Here is a 17,376-nt window from a genome sequence, read left to right on the forward strand (position 1 = left end):
GGCTTGATGGCTCCCCTCGCGTGTCAGCGCGAGAGGGCACCCAGGTGCGCGCGGATACGAGCGCACCGATGTTTCAGGATTAAAGAAAGGGACGCGCGGACCTGTCAAGGCGGCGTCTCAGGCCCGCTCTCCTGGCAAACCGTTGAATCTACTCGGGAAAAGTTCAGCCGGACGCCCGGGCGATGACCGCCCGAGCAGCCTCGACGTCCCTCTTGATCTGCCCCACGAGCTCCGCCACCGAGCCAAAACGGCGCTCGGCGCGCAGCCGATCCAGGAACTGCACCCGCAGTTCCCGCCCGTAGAGATCACCACTGAAGTCCAGCAGGTGCGCCTCGATGGTGACCTCGTTGACGCCAAAGGTGGGTTTGACGCCGATATTGGCCACCCCGGGGAGCCAGGTGGTGGCGTCCGGAGGGGACCCGGACGCGCCGAGGAAGCGGACGCGGATGGCGTAGACGCCAGCGGCGGGCCGCAGCTCGTTCTGGGTGTCCACGTTGGCGGTGGGGAAGCCGATGCCCCTGCCCCGCCCATGGCCGGTGACGACGGTGCCGTCCAGGTCGAAGGGCCGCCCCAACAGGCGCTGCGCCGCGCTGACCCGGCCCTCGAGGATGTACTCGCGCACCTTGGAGGACGAGGCCACCACCCCATCCACGGTGACGGGAGGCACCACGTGCACCTGGGCGCCCCGGGCGGCGGCGGCCTCGCGCAGGGTGTCCGCGGTGCCGGCACGGGCGGCACCATAGGTGAAGTCGTAGCCCACCACGATGTGGCGCGCGCCCAGCACGTCCAGCAACGAGGCCTCGAAGTCGGCCGGCGAGTGGCGGGCGTACTCGCGCGTGAAGGGCTGCACCACGGCCGCGTCCAGCCCACAGTCCTCGAAGAGCTCCAGCTTGCGCGGCAGCAGGGAGATGAGCTTGGGGGCCAGCTCCGGCTGCAGCACCTTGCCCGGGTGGGGCTGGAAGGTGAGGGCGGCGGTGGGCGTCCCCTGGCGCCGGGCCTCGGCGAAGAGGGCCTGGTGGCCCAGGTGCACCCCATCGAAGTTGCCCAGCGCGAGCGAACAGCCGGCCAGCTCCCGCGCCTCCGTCACACCGTGGAAGACCTTCATGGAGCGCCGGTATACCGCCAAAACCGTCGCTTTGCCCTGGCCAGACCGCCCCGGCCCATGCGAAGAGGCCCCACAGCGTCACGCATCCGTCATGGCCCGCCCCCGCCTCCTCCCCGATCCCGTCGGCCTGCATCTGGCCCAGCTCGAAACCCCTCCCGATTGGGACGCGGAGTTCGGCTTCTCCGGACCCCTCGAGCTGGAGATCGGCTCCGGCGCCGGTGGCCACGCGCTGGAGTACTGCCGGCGCAACCCCCAGGTGCGCTTCGTCGCCTTCGAGTGGCGCAAGAAGTACGCGCGGGACACCCTGGACCGCGGCAGCAAGATGGGCCTGCGCAACCTGCGGGTGCTCGAGGCGGACGCGCGCTTCGTGGTGCCGCGCATCTTCGCGTCCCAGTCGCTCGACGCCATCCACCTGCAGTTCCCCGACCCGTGGTGGAAGCGCGCCCACTTCAAGCGCGCCGTCATCCAGCCCGAGTTCGCGAAGCTGCTCCTGGACAAGCTCAAGCCCGGCGGCCTCTTCGACATGCGCACGGACGTTCAGGACCGGGGGGTGTCCATGCTGACCATCCTGGAGGACGCCGGCTTCGCCAACCCCCTGGGAAAGGGTATCTTCCACCCTTATGACCCCGAGGAGGTGCCCTCCACGCGGGAGCGGCGCTACCTGGCCAGCGGGGAGCCCGTCTACCGCGCCCGCCTGCGCAAGCCGGCCTGAGGAGCACCCGGGCCGGCGGGTGACTTGGCAGTCACCGGGCTTCCGGGGAAGAATCAGCCGGCCCCGGAAGTCGAGGGTGCAACGGGGTGCAGGCAGCGACATGGCCGACGGCTCTATCAAGAAGATGGGAGAGGTGACCCGCCGGACCCTGGCCACCCCAGCGCTCGCCGACCGGACCATCCTGCTCGTCGACGATGACCCGGCCAACATCCAGCACGTGCGCGAGGGCCTGGCCTCCCAGGGCTACCGCTTCCGCGAGGCCCATGACGGCACCGAGGCGCTGCGCTCGCTGCGCGAGGTGAGGCCGGACCTCATCATCATGGACGTGGAGATGCCCCGGCTGGGCGGCGTGGAGGTGTGCCGCATCATCAAGGCCAACGGGGGCGAGGGCGGCTTCGGCTTCATCCCCGTCATCCTGGTGACGGCCCGGCAGGCGGCGGGCAAGGTCGAGGGCCTGGAGCTGGGCGCGGATGACTACCTGGTCAAGCCCTTCGACATGCTGGAGCTGTCCGCCCGCGTGAAGTCCATGCTGCGCCTCAAGGCCCTGCAGGACGCGGTGGTGGAGAAGAACCGCGAGCTGGACAAGGCCAACAAGGAGCTGGCCCAGAAGCGCGAGGAGCTGCTGGCCCTCACCCGCGTGGACGCGCTCACCGGCCTCTACAACCGCCGCTACTTCGAGGAGCGCCTCACCGAGGAGTTCGTCCGCTCCACCCGCTACCGCTCGCCCTTGTCGCTGGTGATGATGGACATCGACCACTTCAAGAAGCTCAACGACACCTACGGACACCCCTTCGGGGACGAGGTGCTGCGCCAGGTGGCCCGGACCATCAAGGGCAAGCTGCGCGAGGTGGATTTCGTGGCGCGCTACGGCGGCGAGGAGATGATCGCCCTGCTGCCGGAGACGGGTCCCAAGGAGGCGCTCGGGGCGTGCGAGCGGGTGCGCGAGGCCATCGCCTCCCTCCAGTTGGAGCACCGCGCCCCGGACGGGTCGCGCCAGCCGGTGCGGTGTACGGCCTCGCTGGGCGTGGCCAGCGTGCCCGCCAAGAGCCTGCCGGTGATGGAGGAGCTGCTGCGCGTGGCCGACACCTGCCTCTACGCGGCCAAGGCGGCGGGCCGCAATTGCGTCCGCCAGTATCAGGAAGAATCCCCGGGGTGATTCTGCCTCTTGGCGAGCGGGGCCGTTTGGCCTAGATGGCAGGACATGCGCCTGCTGTCCGCCATGCCGTTCCTCCTGCTGGCCCTGCTGGCCCTCGGTGGTTGCAACCGACCCAGCTACACGACGCCCGACAAGGCCTACCAGTCCTTCCTCGAGGCCCTGCGGCGGGGAGATGAGAAGACGGCCTGGTCCTCCCTCTCCCAGCCCAGCCAGGAGGCACTCAAGGCCCGGGCCGAGGCCGCCGCCCAGGCTTCTGGAGGCGCGGTGAAGGCGGATCCGGTAGCCTTCTTCTTCGCGAATGTTCCTCCCCCCGCCGATGTTACGGAGGTCTCGTTACTTCGCGAGGAAGGGGATGTGGCGGAGGTGGGCGTGGTTTCCTCGAATGTTAAGAGCCAGGTCCGGATGGTACGTGAACCGTCCGGATGGAAGATTGACCTCACGAAGTCCCTTCAGCAGCCGTGAGAACAGGCCTCCCCCAGGCCGCTCGCGCTTCAGGTAGCCTAAGAACGTGAACGATCGGAAGCCACGGCGGATTGCCCCCGCAGTCGAGGTCATCCGGCGCCCTGCCAGCACTCCCGGCACCGCGGCGCCGAGCCCGACACCCACCAGTTCTGTCTCGCCCCGGCCCACCCCTACCCCCACGCCGCGGCCCGCTCCCACTCCGTCCTCGACGGCTCCTACCGTCTCCGTGACGCCGCGGCCCACGCCAAGGCCCACGCCGACCCCGAGTCCAACGGCGCCCTCCGGGACGCCCGAGACCCCGGCGGCCGTGGCGCCCGTCGCGCCCCGGACCGTCGTCCCCTCGCCCCGGCCCGTCTCCGCTCCCACCTCGCCCCGGCCCGCGCCTTCCGCGGGCCGTGCTCCTGGTGCGGGACCGGGCTCGCGCCCCGGTGGCGGCTTCGGACGTCCCCGGACACCCCGGCCCCCTCCCACCCCCGAGCAGATCCTCGCACTCGCCACCAAGGAGCATGTGCCCGCGCGCATCGCCAAGGGTGAGCTCGAGGGCAAGATGAAGTCCCGGGTGTGGCGCAAGCTGCACGCCGAGGAGGCCAAGCGCTTCGACCAGGTGTACGCGCTGATGGGCCAGAACCCCGGCCTGTCGCTCCCCGACGCCTTCGGCGTGCTGCAGAGCGGTCTGTCCGTGGCCGACTTCCTCGCGCGCAAGGAGCGCACCCAGCGCAAGGCCGCCGTGAAGCAGGCCCGCGGCGAGGTGGACGACACCTCGGTGAGCGCCTTCATCAACGGGCTGCTCGAGTCGAAGACGGAGCTGGCCGTGGTGCTGGGCGAGCGCACCGTGCTCGACACCCTCTCGTCCGTGGAGCCCATCTCCTTCGTGCTCGGCCGCAGCGGACGGCTGGAGAAGCTCCAGGTCGTCATGATTACCCGCCGCTCGGACTGGGAGCAGCTCACGCCCCAGCTCGAGCGCGACCAGAAGCTGGCCCAGAAGCCCGCCAATGTCGCACGCCAGCCCGACAAGCGCCCCTTCTCGGATCCCCGCCCCTTCCTGCCCCACCAGGGGCAGCTCGTGCACCTCACGCTGCGCAACGGCATCCAGCTGTCCATGCGTCTGCGCGTGGTGGGACGCTTCGACCTCATCGTCGGCGATGACGGACACGAGGTGTTCATCCCCCTGCACGCCCTGGTCCGCTTCTCGGCCGAGGAGGATGGGGACGACACTGGCGACACTGGCGACACTGGCGACACCACGGACACCGAAACCTCCGGCGACGAGGCCGGAGAGAACGACTAGCCGCGAGGACCCGCGATGCCCTTCCTCTCCAAGCTCATCAAGCCGCTGCTGGCCCTCACCCTCTCGGCGGCCATCCTGGGCGCCCAGGGTTGCACCAAGGACTCGAAGCCGGAGTCGAAGCCGGCGGAGCCCTCCGCCACCGCTCCCGCCCAGCCGGCGGCGAAGCCCGGTGAGCCGCGCACCATCGCGATCTCCGTCACCGAGAAGGGCTACGAGCCGAGCCCCATCACCCTCAAGCAGGGCGAGCCCGTGAAGCTGGTGATGACCCGCACCACGGACCACACCTGCGCGACGGAGATCGTCCTCGAGGACTACAACATCAACACCCCGCTGCCCCTCAACCAGCCGGTGGAGGTGGCCTTCACCCCCAACAAGTCGGGCAAGCTCGTCTACGGCTGCGCCATGGGGAAGATGATCAGCGGCGTGTTCATGGTGGAGTAGCTCCACCCCTTCGCTTCCGCATTGCCCAGGGGGCCGGCCACACCCGCGCGGTGTGGAGGCCCCCTTCGTGTATCAGTCCACCGTCTCCCCGGAGGCCTCCGTCTCCGCGTCGGCGGGCTTCACCACGGCGGCGGGCAGCTCCTCGGAGACGGACTCGGGCAGCGACACCGGACACTCGAGCGAGCGGGCCCACGTGGCCGCCCGGTGACGCGCGAGGTGGAAGGCGGGCCAGCCTCCCGGCATCGGCTCGGAGAACCGGCAGAACATGCCGTGGACGCTCCGCGCCAGGGTGCTGTCGGGCGCCAGCGCCATCCGCGCGGCCAGCTCCGGCGCGGCGTCCTCGGACAGGGACACCATGTGCATCTCGTCCAGCACGTGGCCCTCCGCGGCCCGCTCGAGGTTGCCCCGCGCGATGAAGGCATCGGGGTTGAGCACGTTGAGCGCCGCGAGGAAGCCGAGCGCCCCCACGAAGGCCCCGATGGCGAAGCGCTCCGGGCGCCACCACAGCGTCACCGCTCGCCACACGAGCACCCCGGCCAGCGCCACCATGAAGACGTGCGTGTACACGCGCAGGTGCGTGTAGCCGTACGCGGACTCGTAGAGCGCCATGCGCTTCATCGCCGACGCCAGGATGACCAGCACCAGACCCACCATCACCGAGCACGCCACCCGGAAGGCGGTGACCTGCCCCTCGCTCCGCAGCCGCGTCCAACGCGCCAGCGCCATGCTCAGCCCCAGCGTCATCATCGACACCGCGAGCAGCTCGAAGAAGCCGCGCCGTGCGTACTCCGAGTAGCTGATGAACCTCGCCGGCAGCTGGGCCGCGCCGAAGAGGAAGGCGAACTGGATGGCCGCGAAGCCCAGGAAGAGCAGGTCCACCAGGCCCACCAGCGTGAGGCACTCGACGAAGCCCAGGCGGGTTTGCACCGGCGCCACCTCCGCCTCACCCGCCTCCGCGCCGTTGCGACGCCGGCGCTGCGCGTGCGCCAACAGCCCGAGCACCCCGAACGCGCTGCCCCCCACGAACACCAACCGCCCCACCGCGTCCAGGAACGTCAGGCCCGGGCTGAAGGACAACACCCGCGCCACCGCGGCCTCGAACACGGCGTCCGCCGAGACGAGCAGCGCGGTGAAGACGAACAGCACGGGCACGGCGAGCAGCGCGCCCCGCACCACCGGCATCAGCTTCGGCACCTGCCGGCGGGCCGCGGACAGGTCCACCTCCGCGCGCAGCACGCCCGGTGGCATCAACGCGGCATGGAAGAAGGCTCCGAGCGCCGTGAACGGGTAGCTCCACAGCCCGAGCCGCTCCACCCGGCCCGCCGCCCAGAAGTGCGTCACCAGCAGCAGCAGGAAGCCCGTGGCGAGCACGTTGAGCGTGGTGAGGAACGGGCTCGCGCGCACGAACACCATCCCGGAGAAGAACAGCAGCGGCACGAGCAGCCACGCGTTGGGACGGGCCCGCTGCCAGCCCTCGCGCCCTCCCAGGCCGAGCAGCGCCGCGAGCAGCAGCGCGACGAAGAGCGGGAGGGAGATGCCGAGCGCGGGCCCATCGAAGAACACCTCGGCGCAGACGCCCAGCCCGAGCGATGCGAGCAACGTCGCGAGAGGCCGGCGCAGACGTGGAACGGCGGGGACCGAGGCAACATCATCGGTATCGGTCGGGAAGCCAGTGGCGGCGGTCGTCATGCGGAACACTCCGAGGAGCGTGGGTTCGCCCGGTGTTGTGCAAGGTTGGGCCCAACCGCGGTGCCGGCGAGGGCCCTCGAGCCGAACGGTCGGTTCGCGGCACCGAGCGGTCGCGACCCCGTACAGCGCGTGGACTCCCGTGCCGCCCCACCCGTTTCCGCGTGTCCCAAGCGCCACGGCTGCGGCCGGTGAACCACACTGCCTCCCCGGGTGAAGTCCACGAGTGGACGCCGCGTGTCCATGGGACCCCGGACGCCCGGTTTCTCGGCACGACGCTCGAAGACGGGTAGGCTGGCCCCTCTCCCCCATGAGCAGCGCGGCGGACCTCTTCACCCGGCACGTATTCCTCGACCTCGAGACGACGGGGTTGGATCCGCGCGCCGACGAGGTCATCGAGCTCGGGGCCCTCTTCATCGAGAACGGCCAGGTGGTGGACCGCTACGTCCACTTCTTCGCCGCCTCGCGCCCCCTGCCCCTCACCATCCGCCGGCTCACGGGCATCGAGGACTCGATGCTCGCCGGTCAGCCCCGGCTCGCCGAGAGGATTCCCGAGCTGCGCCAGAGGCTCGCCGGCTGGACCGTGGTGGCCCACAACGCCTCCTTCGAGAAGGGCTTCCTCCCGGACCTGCTCGGCCCCATCCGCGCCCCGGTGCTCGACTCGTGCGAGCTGATGCACTACCTGCACCCGGAGCTGTCCAGCCACTCGCTCGAGTCCCTCATGCGCTGGGCCGGCAAGGGCCCTCGTGCCCGCCACCGCGCCATGACGGACTGCGAGGCCACCTGGTCCGTGCTGCTGCACGCGCTCGACGGCTGCATCCGCGACGGCCGCGCCGAGGACATCGCCGACCTGCTCGAAACGCTGGACCCGCGCGCCGCGCTGCGGCTGGCTCAGATCGAGGCCGGCGAGGCCGGAATGGAGCTGGACGGAGCGCTCGACCCGGAAGCGGCGCCCCTCGTGTCGCTGCTCACCGGCCTGTGGAACCTGTGCCGGGCCCGGCCCGCTCCGCTGAAGCTGGAGGCCACGGGCTTCCTCCCCGGACGCGCCGAGCGCCAGCGGGCCAACGGTTCGAAACCGCCTCCCGAGCCGCCGGACGAGAACACCCCGGTGCTGCCCGTCCGCTCCGAGGAGGTGTCGGCACTGCTCGGCCCCGGAGGCGCCCTGGAGCGCGCCCAGGAGGGCTTTGCCGCCCGCCCCGCGCAGCTCGAGATGTCCCAGGCCGTGGCCCGCACCCTGTCCGACGGCGGGCAGCTCGCGGTGGAGGCCGGCACGGGCACGGGCAAGTCGCTCGCGTACCTGGCGCCCGCGGCCCTCTTCGCCGCCCGCAACGGACGCAAGGTGGGCGTGGCTCCGAACACCAAGACGCTGCAGGACCAGCTCATCGAGAAGGACCTGCCCCGCCTGCACCGCGCCACCGGCGGCGCCTTCTCGTACACGCTCCTCAAGGGCCAGACGAACTACCTCTGCCGCCGCCGCGCGCTGGACGCCACCCGCGTGGAGCCCGGCATGGGCCACGCCGCCCGCGCCCCTCGCGCCTACCTGCGCGCCCTCATGCGCCGCGGCCCCGATGGTGACCTGGACCGGCTGAGCCACTGGTTCCGCGAGCGCTTCCCCGTGCTGCACGCGCTCGCCCCGGCGGTGCGCTCCGAGGCCGCCACCACGCTCGGCGAGCGCTGCCCCTACTTCCATCGCTGCTACTACCACTCGGCCGTGGCCCAGGCGCGCGACGCGGACGTGCTCGTCATCAACCAGTCCCTCGCCTTCGCCTGGCCCGCCCGCTATCCGAAGCTGGACCACCTCGTGCTCGACGAGGCCCACGAGGTGGAGGACGTGGCCACCACCGCGCTCTCCTCGGAGCTGTCGGACATGGCCTTCAGCCGGCTCGCCGAGCGGCTCCATGGGCGCGATGGGCGGCGCGGACTCTTCGCCGAGCTGCGGCGGGCCCTCTTCGCCTCGCGGCGCGCGGAAGCCCGCGTGCTGATGAGTGAAATCGACAGCGCCCTGCTCTCGGTGGGCGCGGCGGCGCGCGCCCTGGGTGAGCGGGTGACGGCGCTGTGCGAACCCGCCGCGGCGAGCGCCTCCGAGGACGCGGACGAGTCCGCCTACGCTCCGGAGCTGCGCATCACCGCCGAGGTGCGGGCCTCGCCTCCCTGGGTGCCCGTGCGCGAGGGGCTGCTGGAGCTGCGTGAGTGCCTCCAGGGCCTGCACAAGCTGCTCACGGTGGGACTGCAGGAGATATTGCCGGACCTGGCGGTGAAGATGCCGCCACTGGAGCGCGAGCTGGCCGGCGGCGTGTCCGAGGTGCTGGAGCTGACCACGCTGACCTCGGAGCTGTCCGACGAGCCGGCGGAGGGCCGGTGCTACGCGGCCACGGCGGTGCCTCGCAAGCAGCGCTGGACCCTGATCGCGCAGCCGCTGAACGTGGCGCCCTACGTGTCCCGGGACTTCGCGCAGCACAAGCGGGCCCTGGTGCTGGCCTCGGCCACGCTGAGCACGGGCACCGAGCGGATGCCCTATGTGCTCGGACGGCTGGGACTGGACGGGCGCAACGAGGGCATTCCCGCGCCCCGGCTGCTGCGCGCGCCCACGCCGTTCAACCTGCGCAAGCAGGCCCTGGTCATCCTGGTGATGGACGCACCTCGCGCGCACGAGGAACCGTTCATCGAGTGGGCCGCGACGCGCGTGTCCGGACTGGCCCAGGTGATGGGCGGACGGGTGCTGGGGCTGTTCGCCTCCTCGCGGCGCATGGAGCGCGTGGGCGACCTGGTGAAGGCGAAGCTGGAGCCGATGGGCATCGAGGTGATGCGGCAGTCGCGCGGGCACGGGCGCTCGCTGGCGGCGCGGCAGGAGAAGGACACCGGCACGGTGCTGCTGGGAACGAAGAGCTTCTGGCAGGGCGTGGACATCCCCGGCCGGGGCGTGGGGTGCGTGTTCATCGACAAGCTGCCGCTGGAGCCCGCCAGCCGTCCGCTGGTGGCCGCGCGCGAGGAGCCGCTCTCCCGCGGAGGAAACACCCACCTGGGTTTCCTCCACTACCGCATGCCACGGGCCCTGCTGATGCTGCGCCAGGGCGTGGGCCGGCTCATCCGCTCGCACGCGGACCGGGGCGTGGTCGTCATCGCCGACCCGGGCCACCCCAGCTACCGGCAGCTCCTGCTGGACGCGCTCGCCGGCTACCGCGTGGAGCTGCTCCCCTGGTCCGAGGCCCGTGTGCGCCTCTACTCCGCCATCGAGGACATGGGGCTCATCCGCCGGGCGTGAGGCCGGGGGGGCTTTCCTCGCGCACGGGGATGGCCCAGAGTTCTCCCATGGAACCCTGGATGGCACTCGCGTGGTTGTGGCTCATGGCCACCGTCATCTCCCTCGTCTCGGGCGTGGTGATGGCCCTCGTGTGTTGGAGCGTGGGCGCCTCGCTCTCCGAGCTCCGCTTCCATGTCGGCCCCCCGCTGCTCAGCTTCCGCATCCGGGGCGTCAAGTGGAGCTTCGGTTTCCTCAACTTCGGCGCGAGCGTCACCTTCGAGGCGCTCGGCATCCGCAGGGATGGGACGGATGACAACAGCTTCCTGCGGCTGCCCCTGTTCCTCCGGCTCCTCGTCCACACCAGCACGGTCGCCGGCATGCTCCTGCTCGCCGTGGCGTGCCTCTCCCCCGCACGCGGCCTCGCGGCCTTCACCTCGGGGTTCGAGCAGGTGGTCAACGTCCTCCTCGCCCAGCAGCGGGTGGCCGCCTTCTTCGCGCTGCTGAGGACCGAGGGCTTCTGGCCAGCGCTCGGCGTGCTCTCGGCGAAGCTCGCCGCCCTCAACCTGCTCCCGCTGCCTCCGCTCACCGGATACATGATGCTGCGCGAGTTCTGGCGGGGGCTCTTCAGGTCCCGGACGGGGAACGAGGGCGTCCCGGCCTGGGGCATGGTGCTGGTGCTCCTGCTCCTCCTGGGATGGGGCCACGGCCTCTACGCGGGCCTCCTCCATCCGAACTCGAAGCAGCCCGGGCTCGGCGCCATGTTCCGCGAGGCCAGACAGCTCATCGGGAACGCCGCCGAGCCCTGAAGACGCCCTCAGTTCACCAGGAACCCGAGAAGCTTCCGGCCCGCCTGGATCGTCCGCTCCTTCGGTGCGCGCTCGTCCCCCTCCTGCTGGAGCTCCCAGACGCAGTGCAGGGCGTAGATGTCCTCGGGAGACAGGTCGGCCGTCGCCTCGCCGAAGAGCGCGAAGGTGACCGAGCCCACCATGCCCACGCCTTCCTCCGGTTCGCCCCCTTCCTCTTCGTAGCGGTACTTGAAGAGCCAGACGTCGCGCTCGTCCTTCGTGGGCGGCCAGAAGAGCCGGCGGTGGTCATAGACCTCGATGTGGTCGGGCGCCCGGCCGAACTCCGTCGGGTACTCGAGCCACAGAATCATCTCGGCCATCGCTTCGAGCCGGGGGAGCTCCTTCTCCGGAACAGGAGCCGGCTGGAGCCCGAGCTCCGTGAGGTAGGTCACGGCGCGTTTCCGCGTCCTCGGGTCCTTGGACCAGTCCTGGAGCCGGGCCACGGCCAGGGCATCTCCTCCCCGGGCGGCGGCCCAGGCGGCCTCCATGCGGACCCCCACGTCGGGGTGCTCCAGGGCCAGGGCGAAGAACTCCCTCGAGTCCGTCAGGAAGGGCAGGCTGGCCGTCGCGCTGTGGGCGTACGAGAAATGGTCCGGGTCCTCGTCGGTGAGAAAGGACCGGAGCAGTTCGTGCCCTCGGGGCGTGTCGAAGGGGTGGGAGGTGACGCCGTGCTCGCGCGCGAGCGTATTGGCCATGTCGAGCAGCGCCACGGCGATGAACCCCGGAGGGAGCGGCTCCGCGAGCGCGGAAGCGACGCGAGTGGCGGCCTCCTTCTCCGCGTTGACGAGCGCGGACAAGACGGTCGACCACATGTAGCCATCGGGGGAGAGTGGGATCCGCGCCGCGTCGATGATGCGCTGGAGCGGCTCCTCGCCCCGGTACATCGCGAAGATCTTCAGGACGAAGAGCAGATCGCTGGCGGCGGAGTCGTAGCCCTCTTGTGGACCGGCCTTCCGCCACTCCCGCAGCCGCGCGTCATAGAGACGGAGCAGGGAGGGAAGCGCCTCGGCACGTAGGGTGACCGCCGCTTCCTTGGACGTGGGCTGCTGGAAGAGCCCCACGATGTTGGAGAAGGGGGACACGATATCCTCGGGGTCCGTGTACTTCTCGGGGTGGGCCTCGAAGTCGACAACGATCCTGGCCGCCTGGCGTGCGTCCTCCGCCGAGTCGAGATCGACCGCGGACCAGTGCTCCAGCTCCTCGCGAGCAGATTTCTCCTGAGTCATGGCCGGGGTGTCTACCGCAGTCCCTGGAAGTTCCTGTAGCGAAGTTGAGCGTCCCTCGGACCGGCACGCCGGAGGCCTCCGGGGACCAGACCTTCCTCATGCGGTAGATTCGCGCTCGGGCAGGTGACGTCGGTTCACGGAGTCAGGACATGGCATGCAGCACCCGATCGTGGAATGGGGCCCTTGGGGTGGCGCATGCGTGCTGAGGCGCGGGCGCACAGGTGGGCGGCGCTGCTGGTCGCGGTGCTGCTCTCCACCGGCTGCGTCACGCTGGCGCCCCGACAGGACGGCTGCACCACGGCGGCCGAAGACACGCCCGCGGACGAGGTGGCCAGAGCGGGGCCCCTCCCCCATGGCCCACCCTCCTGCGGAGGGAAGACCGTGCCCGTGGGCTGGCCCGACGTCTCCTTCAACGACAGCGAAGCACTCCTCGCCCCCTTCCTCACCTGCACCTCGCCCGCCGAATACGTCGCACTGCAGGAGCGGGTGGACATGCCCCGGCTGGTGGAGTCGCTGACGGACTGGGATGCCGTGCGGCTCGGCTCGCTGGGGCCCGTGCGAGAGGATGCCGCCAACATTCTCAACCGCAAGCGTCTCTCATTCATCCTCCATGCCACCGAAAAGTATGGAGTCGCGCATGCGGAGGTGTTCATCCGCTTCGTCCTCGACTCGGCCCATGACGACGAGCTGAGAGAGATTCTCTTCTGGCTGGCCCGGGACAAGCGGCTGGAGTCCACGCTGGGGCGGATGCCCAGGGCCCGTGCGGACAGGGACTTCCAACCCGGAGACCTGCCGCGAGGAGTCGGCCGTGCCGTCACCGACCTGCTCACCCACGAGCAGGAGAAGAATGCCTGGTACACCCACTACACCCGGCAACAAAGCCAGCTTCCACCGTCCTACCAGCAGGATCTCGATGAGGTGGAGCGGGAGGCAGCGGAGCAGCATTACTCGGCGGGCAACGTGGTGCTGGGCAGCGTGGACCACGTCACCTTCGGTGTGCCGCTGGGCTTCTACTACCTCGCAACGGGGACGGGCCACGGGCTGTACTCGCTCGCTCAGGGCGAGTACGAGCAGGCCGTGCGCGAATTGACGCCCCTCGCGCTGCTGACAACCCTGTACGTAGGTGGCAAGGGGGTGCGCTCCCTCTCCGAGGCCCGTGGAGGAGGCGCCGGACTCCAGAGGGGATTCGAGACGGTGCGGGCACGAGTGGGTGCCCTGGCGGAAAAGACGCGGCAACTGCAAGCGCAGTTGGGCACGGGCGTGGAGGGCATGCGAGAGCTGGCCCGCTACATCCAAGCCAGACGCGAGGCGGGGCGCTTCGTGGCCGTGGGAGGAATGGACGCCGCGCTGGCGCTGTACGAAGCGCGAGGGAATGTGGCCAGGGCCCGGCCGCTCATGTCCAGGGCCAGGCCCGGGGCCACGGGCTCCTCACCCGTACGCCCTTCCCCGAGGCAGGCCCTTGCCGCGGAGCGACAGGGCACCCTGGCCTCGCTGGTGGATGAGGGGGTGGGCCACACGCGGGAGGTGGTGGAGGCGAAGCTGGCGGCGGTGGAATTGGAGGCCACGGGTTCACGACTGCCCGCGGACACGAGGGTGTTGAAACAGCATCGCCCGGCCCTCGACACCCCTCCGCCCGAGGCCCGGGGCAACCCGCGCTGGCGCGAGTACGTGGACTATTACGAGCGGCGTCTGGGCGAGGTGGAGCAGGGCAAGACCAGCAAGGGTCCCCTGAAATGGGAGGGATACGAGCAACTGCGCGGGTGGTTCGCCCGGGGGCTCGCCTTCGAGCGCAACATGGTGAAGCTGCTGCGAGAGGACGCGGCAAAACCTCGGGCCGAGCGCCGCTTCTTCAGGGATTTCGACAGGCCCCGCGTTGAAACGCAGGTGGGCGTGAGAAAGCCGGATTCTGGCCTGCGCTACGCGGATGTGCTCGTCATCGAGGAAGGCGCGCCCGGCGGAGGGCCACGGCGCGTGGAGACGTTCAGCTTCAAGAGCCGTGACCTCTCGGGGTTACGAAGAGACGCTTTGACGGCTCAGATGATTGAGGACGCCAGCGAGGCACTGAGACACTATGGCGAGAGGCTGGACATCCGCCGAAACTCCCTCCAGTCCCTTTTGCCGGAAGGCAGCGAGGTGCAGATTCCGAGGGTGCGCCTCATCTATGAGGGGGGCGAGCTCAAGCCCAAGAACGCAGCTTTTATAAATGATGCCGTGACGAGATCCCAGAGTGACGTACCTGGAGTGGAGGTGTCGTTCCAATGAAGGTGCTGGACTTGCACGGTTTGCCGGAGGAAGACAGCCTCCGCCTGGATTTCAGAGCTGCCTTCGAGCCAAAGGAAGGACTCCAGAGCGAATTGAAGCCTTTTCTTCTGACGCTCGAGAAACACGCCGACGGGTGGATACCGGACGTCGTTAACGGCAAGCGGCAACGCAAGTACTCCCACTCTTCCTTCTGGAAGGCACTGGAAGAGCGGCGCAGCCCACGAACTACGGGGCTGGGTCTCTATCGCACGACGTGGCCTGCGTTGGACATGTCGCTCTGGCTCTCATTCGCAGCTCATCCACCCGAGCTTGACAGTACGGTCATGGTGAAGCCGCTCTCCTTCTTCACCGAGGCAGATCGCTGCCAAAGGCTGGTCGAGATGGTGCGCGCCTGGGCCTCCCGCTACCCCGTCCGCCATGCTTCAGCTCATAGCTCTGATGACAGCGAGCTGGCGGGGTTTCCCGGCTTTGGTCGCGAATTACAGACGGCTGTTCGGGACGGTTTCGACAAAATCTACGAGGTCTTCTGGCTCAACGTCTTCGGCCCCAGACTGGTGGAGTCCGTTGGCCGCGAGCGCATGCTGTCCACTCCGGCGCACCGGGTCGAGCAGCTTCCCAACGGCTCCGTCCTCCTGGTGACGTGGCCCACGGTGACGGACTTCGCGAGCAAGGAAGCACGGCTCGCTCAGGCCCGAGCCCACGCCCACCTCCGGCCGGACCTCGACTTCGACACCCTCCTGCGCACCTTGCATGAGCGCAGTGCCATGCTCGCTCCCGTGGAGCCCCGCTTCCACCCGGACCTGGCTCCGCTCCTCTCGCGTGTGGTGGATCGCGCCGCCAGTCACGAGCGCCAGCGCAAGATTTCCGAACTCAATGCGTGGCAACCCCCAGAGCCCGAGGAGTGGCGTCCCTCCAACTCAGCCCTTCCCCAGGACGTGGACAACCCGGAGCGCGTTCTCGAGCACTACGGCGACCTCGCCGAGCATCTCGTGGCACTGCTGCACTCGGAAGTGCCCTCCGTCTTCGAGGCCACGCCCGAGTCGCTCACGGATGCCGACTTCTACTTCTGGCGCGAGGAATTCCCGAAGAGCCGCCTGCGGGAAGCCATCGACGAGCACGCGGTGCCCGCCATTGGCGCGTACCTGGGTGAGGTGCTGGTGCGCAACCTCGGTGGCCGATGGATTCCACGAAAGAAGCTCGAGGAGTCCCAGGTCCTCGTGGGCAACCGCGTCTGGCTTCCCTTCGTCAGGGCCCGCAACTACATGCGCTCGCGCCAGTCACTGCTGGACTACTCCCTGACCTGGCTCTATCGCGTGGCCGAGCGGCACAGGGGCTGAAGGTCCGTCCTCACGCGTCCCACTCGAACGTATCCGCGGCCTCCTCGACGATGCGCGGGGCCAGCACCTTGAGCAGGTCCTCGGGCTTCGCTCCCGAGGCCTGCACCTCCACGTCTCCCAGCAGCTCCTGCCCCGGGTAGCCGATGCACACCATCCGCACCAGCAGTCCCCCCGATTCCGTGGAGTGAATCTCCGCCTGCACCCGGAAGCCGTGGATGCCATGCTTGCGCAGCACCCCCTGCGCCGCCGCCTTGCTCTCCTTCGCCGGTGCCAGCCGCGCCCCCATCTGCGTCAGCTTCCGCTTCATCCGCGCCTCGGCGAACTTCACCACCTCGGGCTTCAGCCCTCCCGTCTTGTCCTTCACCCCGGCGAAGTGCACGTACACCCGCGGCGTCTGGTTCTTCAGGTCCTGCAGCACCTGCGTGGCCGTCTTGATGGCCGCCTGTGCCGCCGCGTCCGTCTCGCCCTTGCGCGCCTTCAGGCACTCCAGCCCGGCCACTTCCTTCAGCTTCCCCAACGCCTGGGCCGCCGCAACGCGCACCTGGCCGTCCGCATCCTTCAGCCCGCCGCACAGCGGCTTCACCGCCTCCGGATCATCCGAGGAACCCAGCCCCTGCGCGGCCTGGGAGCGCGCACGCGGCTCCTGCCCCTGGCCGAGCTGTTTGCTCAACGAGGCCGTCCGGGAATCCACCTGGGCCAGAACGGCCCCGGGCAAGGTGAGCAGGAGCAGAACGAAGAGCGAGAGCGAGCGCCGCATGTGGGAAATCGAATCCTAGCGTCCGGAGCCAGAAGAACGCAGCCCACGCGGGGTGTGCGCTATTTCCCCTTGAAGGTAGCCAGGGTCTCGGTGACGGCCTCGGGCGCCAGGGCCCAGAGCAGCTCGTAGGGCTCCGCATCCGCCGCCTGGACCTCGATGGTCCCCAGCAGTTGCAGCTTGCCCGGGTAGCGCGTGCACATCACCACCAGCTTCAACCCCCCCGAGGGCCCCGGGCGGATCTCCGTCGTCAGCCGGTAGCCTTGAAGCTTGTGCTTGCGCAGCACCCCCTTCGCCGCCGCCTCAGCATCCTTCTCCGGGGCCAGCCACGCCCCCTCCTGCGTCAGCTTCCGCCGCATCCGCGCCTCGGTGGCCTTCACCAGCTCCGGCGGCAGTGCCCCCGTCATGTCCTTCACCTCGTTCAGGAGCACGTAGACCTTCGGCGGCCGGGCCTTCAGCTGGCGCAACCGCCCCACCGCCGACTCCAGGGCCGCCTTGGCCGCCGCATCCGGCTCGTCCTTCCGGGCCTCCAGGCACTGCAAGCCCCCCAGCTCCCCGAGCTTCTCCAGCCCCCCGGCCGCCGCCGCCCGCACCTCCGCCGCCGGGTCCTCCAATCCCGCGCACAGCAGCGGGAGCGCCTCGGGGTCCTCCGACTCCCCCAGCAGCCGGGCCGCCTGGACACGGTGCTCGGGCTCGGCCCCCTGCTTCAACCTCCGGCCGAGCGAGGCCGTCTGGGGGTCGGTTTGTGCCAGGACTGTCGCCGGGCAGACGAGCAGCAGAAGGGTGACAAGGTGGGATGGGGAGCGCATGTCAGTAGGTGGATCCTAGCTTGGTCCAGAAGAAACGCAGCGCCCCCACCAC

14 protein-coding genes are annotated in these 17,376 nt (G+C 69.8%); 9 read left to right on the forward strand and 5 right to left on the reverse strand.

Translation table 11 applies throughout. The features are described 5' to 3' along the window. Positions 1-163: 163 nt before the first annotated feature. Positions 164-1,105: a bifunctional riboflavin kinase/FAD synthetase gene (locus tag Q664_RS08515; RefSeq protein WP_043391978.1), complete on the reverse strand. Its 942-nt coding sequence runs from the start codon at positions 1,103-1,105 to the stop codon at positions 164-166. 91 nt (positions 1,106-1,196) lie between these two features. Here Q664_RS08515 and trmB point away from each other — a divergent pair, with 91 nt between their 5' ends. The 5 genes from trmB (at position 1,197) to Q664_RS08540 (ending at position 5,164) form a co-directional block, all read left to right on the forward strand. Next, entirely contained in the window at positions 1,197-1,817 is a 621-nt protein-coding gene (trmB, locus tag Q664_RS08520; RefSeq protein ID WP_043391981.1) for a tRNA (guanine(46)-N(7))-methyltransferase TrmB, read from the forward strand. A 100-nt stretch (positions 1,818-1,917) separates the two neighbouring features. Continuing rightward, on the forward strand, positions 1,918-2,973 hold the full coding sequence (locus Q664_RS08525; RefSeq protein ID WP_043391983.1) for a diguanylate cyclase: 1,056 nt from the start codon (positions 1,918-1,920) through the stop codon (positions 2,971-2,973). A 45-nt stretch (positions 2,974-3,018) separates the two neighbouring features. After that, positions 3,019-3,435, forward strand: a complete 417-nt coding sequence (locus Q664_RS08530; protein ID WP_043391985.1) for a lipoprotein — start codon at positions 3,019-3,021, stop codon at positions 3,433-3,435. A gap of 307 nt (positions 3,436-3,742) precedes the next feature. Next, a complete protein-coding gene (locus Q664_RS57495; RefSeq protein ID WP_235216610.1) occupies positions 3,743-4,723 on the forward strand; it encodes a hypothetical protein in 981 nt (326 codons plus the stop codon). Between the two features lie 15 nt (positions 4,724-4,738). Further along, complete coding sequence (locus tag Q664_RS08540) at positions 4,739-5,164, forward strand: cupredoxin domain-containing protein (RefSeq protein ID WP_043391986.1); 426 nt, start codon at positions 4,739-4,741, stop codon at positions 5,162-5,164. Between the two features lie 72 nt (positions 5,165-5,236). On the opposite strand, the gene Q664_RS08545 is transcribed toward Q664_RS08540, so the two are convergent. Further along, positions 5,237-6,853 (reverse strand): DUF4153 domain-containing protein, encoded by a 1,617-nt coding sequence (locus Q664_RS08545; RefSeq protein ID WP_043391987.1) that lies wholly within the window; start codon positions 6,851-6,853, stop codon positions 5,237-5,239. Positions 6,854-7,160: 307 nt separating this feature from the next. On the opposite strand from Q664_RS08545, the gene Q664_RS08550 reads away from it, so the two are divergent. Continuing rightward, the gene (locus Q664_RS08550; protein WP_043391990.1) at positions 7,161-10,112 is read left to right on the forward strand and encodes a helicase C-terminal domain-containing protein; all 2,952 of its coding nucleotides are present in this window, start codon (positions 7,161-7,163) and stop codon (positions 10,110-10,112) included. A 47-nt stretch (positions 10,113-10,159) separates the two neighbouring features. Then, positions 10,160-10,897 carry a site-2 protease family protein gene (locus Q664_RS51775; protein ID WP_152621992.1) on the forward strand — a complete coding sequence of 246 codons (738 nt, stop codon included), beginning with the start codon at positions 10,160-10,162 and terminating at the stop codon, positions 10,895-10,897. A gap of 8 nt (positions 10,898-10,905) precedes the next feature. Here Q664_RS51775 and Q664_RS08560 read toward each other — a convergent pair whose 3' ends face one another. Next, a complete protein-coding gene (locus Q664_RS08560) occupies positions 10,906-12,162 on the reverse strand; it encodes a HEAT repeat domain-containing protein (protein WP_043391993.1) in 1,257 nt (418 codons plus the stop codon). 195 nt (positions 12,163-12,357) lie between these two features. On the opposite strand from Q664_RS08560, the gene Q664_RS58895 reads away from it, so the two are divergent. Continuing rightward, positions 12,358-14,424 carry a hypothetical protein gene (locus Q664_RS58895; protein ID WP_043391995.1) on the forward strand — a complete coding sequence of 689 codons (2,067 nt, stop codon included), beginning with the start codon at positions 12,358-12,360 and terminating at the stop codon, positions 14,422-14,424. Continuing rightward, the gene (locus Q664_RS08570) at positions 14,421-15,761 is read left to right on the forward strand and encodes a hypothetical protein (protein ID WP_043391997.1); all 1,341 of its coding nucleotides are present in this window, start codon (positions 14,421-14,423) and stop codon (positions 15,759-15,761) included. Before Q664_RS58895 ends, Q664_RS08570 begins: the two co-directional genes overlap by 4 nt. Before the next feature lie 10 nt (positions 15,762-15,771). Here the strand turns inward: Q664_RS08570 and Q664_RS08575 are convergent, their stop codons facing one another. Together Q664_RS08575 and Q664_RS08580 are read right to left on the reverse strand one after the other, a co-directional pair. After that, the gene (locus Q664_RS08575) at positions 15,772-16,518 is read right to left on the reverse strand and encodes a HEAT repeat domain-containing protein (protein ID WP_043392000.1); all 747 of its coding nucleotides are present in this window, start codon (positions 16,516-16,518) and stop codon (positions 15,772-15,774) included. A 59-nt stretch (positions 16,519-16,577) separates the two neighbouring features. Further along, entirely contained in the window at positions 16,578-17,324 is a 747-nt protein-coding gene (locus Q664_RS08580) for a HEAT repeat domain-containing protein (protein ID WP_043392002.1), read from the reverse strand. Between the last annotated feature and the right edge of the window lie 52 nt (positions 17,325-17,376).

The sequence above is a fragment of the Archangium violaceum Cb vi76 genome, from assembly GCF_000733295.1.
Lineage (GTDB): Bacteria > Myxococcota > Myxococcia > Myxococcales > Myxococcaceae > Archangium > Archangium violaceum.